Annotated in this window: 15 protein-coding genes; all 15 read left to right on the forward strand. The window is 45.8% G+C overall.

Annotated elements, in window-relative coordinates:
• Positions 1 to 11 precede the first annotated feature (11 nt).
• Positions 12 to 551, forward strand: a complete 540-nt coding sequence (rplE, locus tag EXT46_RS02625; protein WP_045980290.1) for a 50S ribosomal protein L5 — start codon at positions 12 to 14, stop codon at positions 549 to 551.
• Between the two features lie 10 nt (positions 552 to 561).
• Positions 562 to 867 carry a 30S ribosomal protein S14 gene (gene rpsN, locus EXT46_RS02630; protein ID WP_022943948.1) on the forward strand — a complete coding sequence of 102 codons (306 nt, stop codon included), beginning with the start codon at positions 562 to 564 and terminating at the stop codon, positions 865 to 867.
• A 21-nt stretch (positions 868 to 888) separates the two neighbouring features.
• Positions 889 to 1,281 carry a 30S ribosomal protein S8 gene (rpsH, locus tag EXT46_RS02635; RefSeq protein ID WP_022943949.1) on the forward strand — a complete coding sequence of 131 codons (393 nt, stop codon included), beginning with the start codon at positions 889 to 891 and terminating at the stop codon, positions 1,279 to 1,281.
• 12 nt (positions 1,282 to 1,293) lie between these two features.
• Positions 1,294 to 1,827 carry a 50S ribosomal protein L6 gene (gene rplF / locus EXT46_RS02640; RefSeq protein WP_022943950.1) on the forward strand — a complete coding sequence of 178 codons (534 nt, stop codon included), beginning with the start codon at positions 1,294 to 1,296 and terminating at the stop codon, positions 1,825 to 1,827.
• A gap of 9 nt (positions 1,828 to 1,836) precedes the next feature.
• A complete protein-coding gene (gene rplR / locus EXT46_RS02645; RefSeq protein WP_022943951.1) occupies positions 1,837 to 2,190 on the forward strand; it encodes a 50S ribosomal protein L18 in 354 nt (117 codons plus the stop codon).
• Positions 2,191 to 2,199: 9 nt separating this feature from the next.
• Entirely contained in the window at positions 2,200 to 2,706 is a 507-nt protein-coding gene (gene rpsE / locus EXT46_RS02650) for a 30S ribosomal protein S5 (protein ID WP_022943952.1), read from the forward strand.
• Between the two features lie 6 nt (positions 2,707 to 2,712).
• Positions 2,713 to 2,892, forward strand: a complete 180-nt coding sequence (rpmD, locus tag EXT46_RS02655) for a 50S ribosomal protein L30 (RefSeq protein WP_081604373.1) — start codon at positions 2,713 to 2,715, stop codon at positions 2,890 to 2,892.
• Positions 2,893 to 2,897: 5 nt separating this feature from the next.
• Positions 2,898 to 3,332: a 50S ribosomal protein L15 gene (gene rplO, locus EXT46_RS02660; RefSeq protein WP_022943953.1), complete on the forward strand. Its 435-nt coding sequence runs from the start codon at positions 2,898 to 2,900 to the stop codon at positions 3,330 to 3,332.
• An 11-nt stretch (positions 3,333 to 3,343) separates the two neighbouring features.
• Positions 3,344 to 4,672 (forward strand): preprotein translocase subunit SecY, encoded by a 1,329-nt coding sequence (secY, locus tag EXT46_RS02665; protein WP_022943954.1) that lies wholly within the window; start codon positions 3,344 to 3,346, stop codon positions 4,670 to 4,672.
• Between the two features lie 22 nt (positions 4,673 to 4,694).
• On the forward strand, positions 4,695 to 4,808 hold the full coding sequence (gene rpmJ, locus EXT46_RS02670; protein ID WP_002959476.1) for a 50S ribosomal protein L36: 114 nt from the start codon (positions 4,695 to 4,697) through the stop codon (positions 4,806 to 4,808).
• A 130-nt stretch (positions 4,809 to 4,938) separates the two neighbouring features.
• Positions 4,939 to 5,295 (forward strand): 30S ribosomal protein S13, encoded by a 357-nt coding sequence (rpsM, locus tag EXT46_RS02675; protein ID WP_022943955.1) that lies wholly within the window; start codon positions 4,939 to 4,941, stop codon positions 5,293 to 5,295.
• 13 nt (positions 5,296 to 5,308) lie between these two features.
• Positions 5,309 to 5,695, forward strand: coding sequence for a 30S ribosomal protein S11 (rpsK, locus tag EXT46_RS02680; protein ID WP_022943956.1), 387 nt, complete (start codon positions 5,309 to 5,311; stop codon positions 5,693 to 5,695).
• A 21-nt stretch (positions 5,696 to 5,716) separates the two neighbouring features.
• The gene (gene rpsD, locus EXT46_RS02685) at positions 5,717 to 6,337 is read left to right on the forward strand and encodes a 30S ribosomal protein S4 (protein ID WP_022943957.1); all 621 of its coding nucleotides are present in this window, start codon (positions 5,717 to 5,719) and stop codon (positions 6,335 to 6,337) included.
• 24 nt (positions 6,338 to 6,361) lie between these two features.
• On the forward strand, positions 6,362 to 7,348 hold the full coding sequence (gene rpoA, locus EXT46_RS02690; RefSeq protein WP_022943958.1) for a DNA-directed RNA polymerase subunit alpha: 987 nt from the start codon (positions 6,362 to 6,364) through the stop codon (positions 7,346 to 7,348).
• A 40-nt stretch (positions 7,349 to 7,388) separates the two neighbouring features.
• Positions 7,389 to 7,790 (forward strand): 50S ribosomal protein L17, encoded by a 402-nt coding sequence (gene rplQ, locus EXT46_RS02695; protein ID WP_022943959.1) that lies wholly within the window; start codon positions 7,389 to 7,391, stop codon positions 7,788 to 7,790.
• Positions 7,791 to 8,067: the final 277 nt, after the last annotated feature.

Here is an 8,067-nt window from a genome sequence, read left to right on the forward strand (position 1 = left end):
TGGAGTAGACGATGGCGAAACTGCATGAAGTATATAAAGACAAAGTAGTCGCTGAACTTCAAAAGAAGTTTGGTTTCAGCTCTGTCATGCAAGTCCCTCAGATCGAAAAGATCACATTAAACATGGGTGTGGGCGAAGCCCTAGCTGACAAGAAAATTCTAGAAAACGCTGTTGCTGATCTAGAAGCAATCTCTGGTCAGAAGCCTCTTATCACGAAAGCACGCAAATCAGTTGCAGGCTTTAAGATCCGTGAAGGCTACCCAATTGGTTGTAAAGTAACCCTACGTGGCGAGCGTATGTGGGACTTTTTTGAGCGTTTGGTTTCAATCGCTATCCCGCGTATTCGCGATTTCCGTGGTGTAAGCGCTAAGTCTTTCGACGGTCGCGGCAACTACAGCATGGGCGTACGTGAACAAATCATCTTCCCAGAAATCGATTATGATCGTGTAGACCGTGTACGTGGTCTAGACATCACTATCACTACTTCTGCGCAGAATGATGAGGAAGGCCGTGCGTTGTTAGAAGCGTTTAACTTCCCATTCAAGAAATAAGGGTAGGGTTATGGCAAAGAATTCAATGAAAGCGCGCGAAGCAAAGCGCACTAAACTAGTTGCCCAATACGCTGAAAAGCGTGCGGCACTAAAAGCTATCATCAGCGATGTTAATTCATCAGATGAAGAGCGTTGGGACGCGGTTCTGAAGCTTCAGACTCTTCCGCGTGATTCAAGCCCTGCACGTCAACGTAATCGTTGTAACATCACGGGCCGCCCACATGGTTACCTTCGCAAGTTCGGCCTAAGCCGTATCAAAGTTCGCGAAGCAGCTATGCGCGGTGAAATTCCTGGCCTTAAAAAGGCTAGTTGGTAATAGAATCACGGGAGTAAGACAATGAGCTTGCAAGATCCTATTGCGGATTTGTTCACACGTATCCGTAACGGCCAGACTGCGAAGAAGGTTTCTATCTCAATGCCATCTTCAAAGCTGAAAATAGCAGTTGCTAAAGTACTAACTGATGAAGGTTATGTTTCTGGTTACTCAGTAACAGAAGGCGCTAAACCTGAACTAAACATCGAGCTTAAGTACTTCGAAGGCAAAGCTGTAATCGAAAACATCCAGCGTGTTAGCCGCCCTGGTCTACGTATCTATAAGAAACGTGACGCATTACCTAAGGTAATGGGTGGTCTAGGTATCGCTATCGTATCAACTTCTAAAGGCCTGATGACTGACCGTGCTGCGCGTAGCGCTGGCGTGGGCGGTGAAATCATTGGCTTTGTAGCGTAATCGGAGGGGACTATGTCGCGTATAGCAAAGGCACCTATTAATGTTCCAGCCGGTGTAGAAATCACGCTTAAAGGCCAGGACATCACAGTTAAAGGTAAGAATGGTGAACTTAGCCGTGCTATCAACGAAGCGGTTGAAGTTTCATTCGAAGACAATGTAATCACCACTAAACCTGTAGAAGGCGTTGCTAACGCTTGGGCTCAAGCTGGTACTGCACGTGCACTTATCAACAACATGATTGTTGGTGTGAACGACGGTTACGAGAAGAAGCTACAGCTAGTTGGTGTTGGTTACCGTGCTGCGGTGAAAGGTAAAGTACTAGATTTAACGCTAGGCTTCTCACACCCAGTCAACTTCGAGATCCCAGAGGGCATCACGATTGAAGCTCCGAGCCAAACTGAGATCGTTGTTAAGGGCGCAGACAAGCAGCTAGTTGGTCAAACTGCTGCAAATATTCGCGCATACCGTGAGCCAGAGCCTTATAAAGGTAAAGGTGTTCGCTATGCTGACGAATACGTGCGTCGTAAAGAGGCTAAGAAGAAGTAAGGTAGGACGATGGATAAGAGAACAGCACGTCTACGTCGCGCTAAGCGCTCACGTAGAAATTTTATTGAACAGGGCAAAATCCGCCTTGTTATCCACCGCACGCCACGTCACATCTATGCTCAGGTTATTAGTGCTGAGGGTAGTGTACTGGCTGCTGCTTCTACTGTTGAGAAAGCAATTGCTGAAACAGTTAAAGGCACTGGCAACATCGAAGCTGCTCAAGCAGTGGGTAAAGCAGTTGCAGAACGTGCGGCTGAAAAAGGCGTTAACGAAAGTATCGCTTTTGACCGCAGTGGCTTTAAATATCACGGCCGTGTGAAGGCGCTTGCGGATGCAGCGCGTGAAGCCGGTCTGCAATTCTAGGAGTAGACAATGGCTAACGTAGAAGCAAAGCAACAACAGCCTGATTTGGCTGAAAAGCTAATCGCGGTAAACCGTGTGTCTAAGGTGGTTAAAGGTGGTCGTATCTTTAGCTTCACTGCACTTACAGTAGTAGGTGACGGCGCAGGTAAAGTAGGTTTTGGTTATGGTAAAGCACGTGAAGTTCCAGCTGCTATTCAAAAAGCAATGGAAAAAGCACGTCGTAACATGATCAAGGTAGAGCTTAAAGGCAATACACTTCAGCACCCTATCAAGGGTCGTCACGCTGGTTCTAAAGTGTACATGCAACCAGCATCTGAAGGTACTGGTATCATCGCCGGTGGTGCGATGCGTGCAGTACTAGAAGTAGCTGGTGTACAAAACGTATTGTCAAAAGCCTACGGTTCGACTAACCCGATCAACGTTGTTCGCGCAACTATCTCAGCACTAGAGAACATGAAGTCTCCAGAAGCAGTTGCTGCGAAGCGTGGTCTTAGCGTTGAAGAAATTTTGGGGTAAGACACCATGGCAAATACAGTAAAAGTAACTCAAGTACGTAGTTCAATCGGCCGCTTGCCGAAGCATAGAGCTACATTACGTGGCCTTGGTTTACGTCGTATCAACCACACTGTAGAGCTAGAAGATACGCCTTCAGTACGTGGTATGATCAACCAAGTTTCTTACATGGTTAAGGTTGAGGGGTAATTCGAATGAATTTGAATACACTTTCACCTGCTGCAGGTGCAAAATCAGCCGGCAAACGTGTGGGCCGTGGTATCGGTTCTGGCCTAGGTAAAACTGGTGGCCGTGGTCACAAAGGTCAAAAATCACGTTCTGGTGGTAAAGTACGCGTTGGTTTCGAAGGCGGTCAAATGCCTATGCAACGTCGTCTACCTAAGTTTGGTTTCACTTCACGCAAGTCTCTTGCGACTAAAGAAGTGAATCTATTCGAAATCGCTAAAGTTGAAGGCGATGTGGTAGATCTAAACGCGTTACAAGCAGCTGGTCTGGTTAAGAAGAACATCCAGTTCGTTAAAGTAGTTAAATCTGGTGAAGTTTCTCGCGCCGTCACTGTTAAAGGTCTTAAAGTGACCAAAGGTGCACGCGAAGCGATTGAAGCTGCCGGAGGCAAGGTAGAAGAGTAAGGAAGTACTTTATGGCTAAACCAGGTCACGATATGCAAAGTGCACAAAGCGGGCTTGCGGAGTTGAAGCGTCGTTTACTATTTGTACTCGGTGCTATCATTATTTACCGTTTAGGTTCATTCGTGCCGATCCCTGGGATTGACGCCGCTGTACTTGCCGAATTCTTCGAGCAACAGAAGGGCACCATTGTTGAAATGTTCAACATGTTCAGCGGTGGTGCGCTTGAGCGTGCTTCGGTACTTGCACTGGGTATTATGCCCTATATTTCGGCCTCAATTATCATGCAGCTACTAACGCATATACATCCTGCGATGGTAGAGCTGAAAAAAGAGGGTGAACAGGGGCGTAAGAAAATCAGTCAGTACACGCGTTATGGTACGCTCGTGCTTGCTACGTTCCAATCAATCGGTATTGCTACTGGCTTACCGAACATGATGGACGGGTTAGTTGTTAACCCCGGCTTTGGTTTCTATTTCACTGCTGTAGTGAGCTTAGTGACCGGCTGTATGTTCTTAATGTGGTTGGGCGAACAAATTACAGAGCGTGGTATCGGTAACGGTATCTCAGTTCTGATCTTTGTTGGTATCGTAGCTAACCTGCCGTCTGCTATTGGTTCGACAGCCGAAATGGCGCGCCAAGGTGAATTGAACATTTTGGTACTGGTATTGATTGCGGTAATCGTGTTTGCCGTTACTTACTTGGTGGTTTTCTTTGAACGTGGTCAACGTCGTATTGTTGTTAACTACGCAAAGCGCCAACAAGGTCGTCAGGTGTACGCTGCTCAAAGCACACACTTGCCGTTGAAAGTAAATATGGCTGGGGTTATTCCACCAATCTTTGCTAGTAGTATCATTCTGTTCCCTGGTACAATTGCAAGCTGGTTCGGCCAGGGTGAAGGTCCTGTAGCTGACGTGTTACAAGCCATTTCCACAGCATTGACTCCGGGTCAACCGCTGTACGCAATGGTCTTGGCTGCTGCTATTATCTTTTTCTGCTTTTTCTACACTGCGTTGGTTTTCAACCCGCGTGAAACTGCAGACAACCTGAAAAAATCTGGAGCTTTCATTCCAGGTATTCGTCCAGGTGAGCAGACATCGAAATACATTGATAAAGTAATGACACGCCTGACATTGGCAGGTGCCTTGTACATTACCTTTATCTGTCTAGTGCCCGAGTTTATGACCATGGCATGGCAAACGCCATTCTACTTCGGCGGTACATCAATCTTGATTATCGTTGTTGTGATCATGGACTTTATGGCACAAGTACAGACCCATCTGATGTCACATCAGTATGATTCTGTGCTGAAAAAAGCAAACCTTAAAGGCTATGGCCGATAAGGTCGGTTTACGGAGTTGAGTAATGAAAGTACGTGCTTCCGTTAAGAAAATCTGCCGTAACTGCAAAGTAATCAAACGTGCCGGCGTTGTACGTGTGATTTGCAGTGAGCCTAAGCACAAGCAAAGGCAAGGCTAATTAAACAAGTCATGCAGGCTGAGTGGTATGCTCGGCCTGTGTTTTTCATTGTAGTTTGGTCATCACTTGAGTATCCTAACGGGCTTTTCGAGAAGATGATTACCAAATTTAAACTATAGGAGATGTGTTAGTGGCCCGTATAGCTGGCATTAACGTTCCTGATCATAAACATGCGGTTATTGGTTTAACCTCAATTTATGGTGTAGGTAAAACCCGCGCTAAGGCGATCTTGGCAGCGGTAGGTATCGCAGAAGATACTAAAATCGGTGAACTAAATGACGAAACTCTTGACACGCTTCGTGAAGAAGTTGGCAAGTACACTGTAGAAGGTGATCTTCGTCGTGAAGTTACTTTGAACATCAAGCGTCTTATGGACCTTGGTTGCTTCCGTGGTTTACGTCACCGTCGTTCGCTACCACTACGTGGTCAGCGTACTAAGACTAACGCGCGTACTCGTAAGGGTCCTCGCAAGCCTATCAAGAAATAAGGTGGGGTAAATTATGGCTAAAGCACCAATTCGTCGTAAGAAGGTCAAAAAGCAAGTTGCTGATGGCATGGCTCACGTTCATGCGTCTTTCAACAACACTATTGTTACGATTACAGACCGTCAAGGTAATGCACTTTCTTGGGCAACTGCCGGTGGTTCAGGTTTCCGTGGTTCACGTAAATCTACACCATTCGCTGCTCAGGTAGCTGCAGAGCGTGCAGGTACTGCTGCACAAGAATACGGTTTGAAGAACTTAGAAGTATTCATTAAAGGTCCAGGTCCAGGCCGTGAGTCTGCTGTACGTGCATTGAATGCTGCTGGTTTCCGTATCACAAACATCACTGACGTGACGCCAATTCCACACAATGGTTGTCGTCCACCGAAGAAACGTCGCGTATAACAATAGGTTAGGAGAAAGAACATGGCAAGATATTTGGGCCCTAAGCTCAAGCTAAGTCGTCGTGAAGGTACTGACCTGTTCCTTAAGAGCGGCGTACGAGCTATCGACTCTAAGTGTAAACTTGAGACAGCACCTGGTCAGCACGGCGCCCGTAAGGGTCGTTTATCTGACTACGGTCTACAGCTACGTGAAAAGCAAAAGGTTCGTCGTATGTACGGCATCCTTGAAAAGCAATTCCGTAACTACTACAAAGAAGCTGCTCGCCTTAAAGGCAATACAGGTGAAAACCTACTTCAGCTTCTAGAGCAACGTCTAGACAATGTTGTATATCGCATGGGTTTTGCAAGCACACGTGCTGAAGCGCGTCAGCTAGTAAGTCACAAAGCGATTATGGTTAATGGTCGTGTTGTAAACATTCCTTCTTTCAACGTTACTCCTGAAGATCAGGTAGAAATTCGTGAGAAGTCGAAGAAGCAAGCACGTATCGTTGGAGCTCTAGAATTGGCTGAGCAACGTGAGAAGCCAACTTGGGTTGAAGTTGACGGTAAGAAAATGGAAGGTACTTTTAAGCGCCTACCTGAGCGTTCTGATCTGTCTGCGGACATTAACGAACAACTAATCGTCGAACTTTACTCGAAGTAAAGTTAAGAGTTAAGAGAGGATAAAATGCAGGGTTCTGTAACCGAATTCCTAAAACCAAGGTTAGTCGATATCGACGCTATCAACCCAACTCGTTCAAAAGTGGTACTAGAGCCGCTTGAGCGTGGTTTTGGTCACACTCTAGGAAACGCTCTACGTCGTATTCTGTTGTCATCTATGCCTGGATGCGCAGTTACTGAGGTAGAAATTGATGGCGTTTTACATGAGTACAGCGCGAAAGAAGGCGTACAAGAAGACATCATTGAAATCCTGTTAAACCTTAAAGGTCTAGCAGTTAATATCGAAGGCAAAGATGAAGTTTTTCTGACCCTGACTAAATCTGGTGTAGGCCCTGTGACTGCGGCAGATATCCAGCACGATGGTGATGTAACAATCAGCAATCCTGATCACGTAATTTGTCATTTAACAACTGACAATAGCGAGATCAGCATGCGCATCCGTGTTGAGCGTGGTCGTGGTTATGTACCAGCTTCTAGCCGCGTATCCTCTGAAGACGATGAGCGCCCAATCGGCCGTTTGTTGCTTGATGCATCATTCAGCCCAGTTGAGCGTATTGCGTACTCGGTCGAATCAGCACGTGTTGAACAACGTACTGACTTAGACAAGTTAATCATTGATATGGAAACAAACGGCACTTTAGATCCTGAAGAAGCGATCCGCCGTGCGTCGACCATTCTTGCTGAGCAATTAGAAGCATTCGTAGACTTACGTGATGTTTCTGAGCCAGAAGAGAAGGAAGAGAAGCCAGAATTCGATCCTATTCTGCTTCGTCCAGTTGATGATCTTGAGCTAACAGTTCGTTCAGCAAACTGCTTGAAAGCCGAGCAAATTCAATATATCGGTGATTTAGTACAGCGTACCGAAGTTGAGCTTCTGAAAACACCTAACTTAGGTAAGAAGTCTCTAACTGAGATCAAAGACGTGCTTGCATCACGTGGTCTGTCTCTAGGCATGCGCCTAGAAAACTGGCCGCCAGCAAGCTTAGCTGAGTAATCTAAATCACTATATTTAGTTTAGTTAGAAGGATAGGGTCATGCGCCATCGTAAGAGTGGTCGTCAATTAAACCGTAACAGCAGCCATCGCAAAGCGATGTTCAGCAATATGGCTGGTTCTTTGGTGAAGCACGAAATCATCAAAACAACATTGCCTAAAGCGAAAGAGCTGCGCCGTGTAATTGAACCTTTAATCACACTGGCTAAGACTGATAGCGTTGCAAATCGCCGTTTAGCATTTGCTCGCACGCGTGATAAAGAAGTTGTTGGTAAGTTGTTTAGCGAGATTGGTCCTCGCTACGAAGGCCGTCCTGGTGGTTACACTCGTATTTTGAAGTGTGGCTTCCGTGCAGGCGACAACGCACCAATGGCTTACATTGAACTAGTAGATCGCCCAGTTGCGAGCGAAGACGTTCAAGAAGACGCACAGTCTGCAGAGTAAGTCGTAAAAGACACAAAAAGCCGAGCTTATGCTCGGCTTTTTCTTTTTATGGCCAAAATTAAATTTCAGCTCTTCTATATATAGCTATTTAGCTAAACCCTTCTCTATATAAAACATCTTAAATGTAGCAATTTAGATCTTAAATAGATCTATAACTGTTAAATACAGTAGTTTTAGTTTTATTTTTGTTCAAACGATCCATTTTTTGCAGTTTTCTTTAAAAAAGGGGTTGCGTGGAAATCGAATCTCCCTATAATGCGCATCCACCGACACGGCG

The sequence above is a fragment of the Pseudoalteromonas sp. CO325X genome, from assembly GCF_004208955.1.
Lineage (GTDB): Bacteria > Pseudomonadota > Gammaproteobacteria > Enterobacterales > Alteromonadaceae > Pseudoalteromonas > Pseudoalteromonas ruthenica.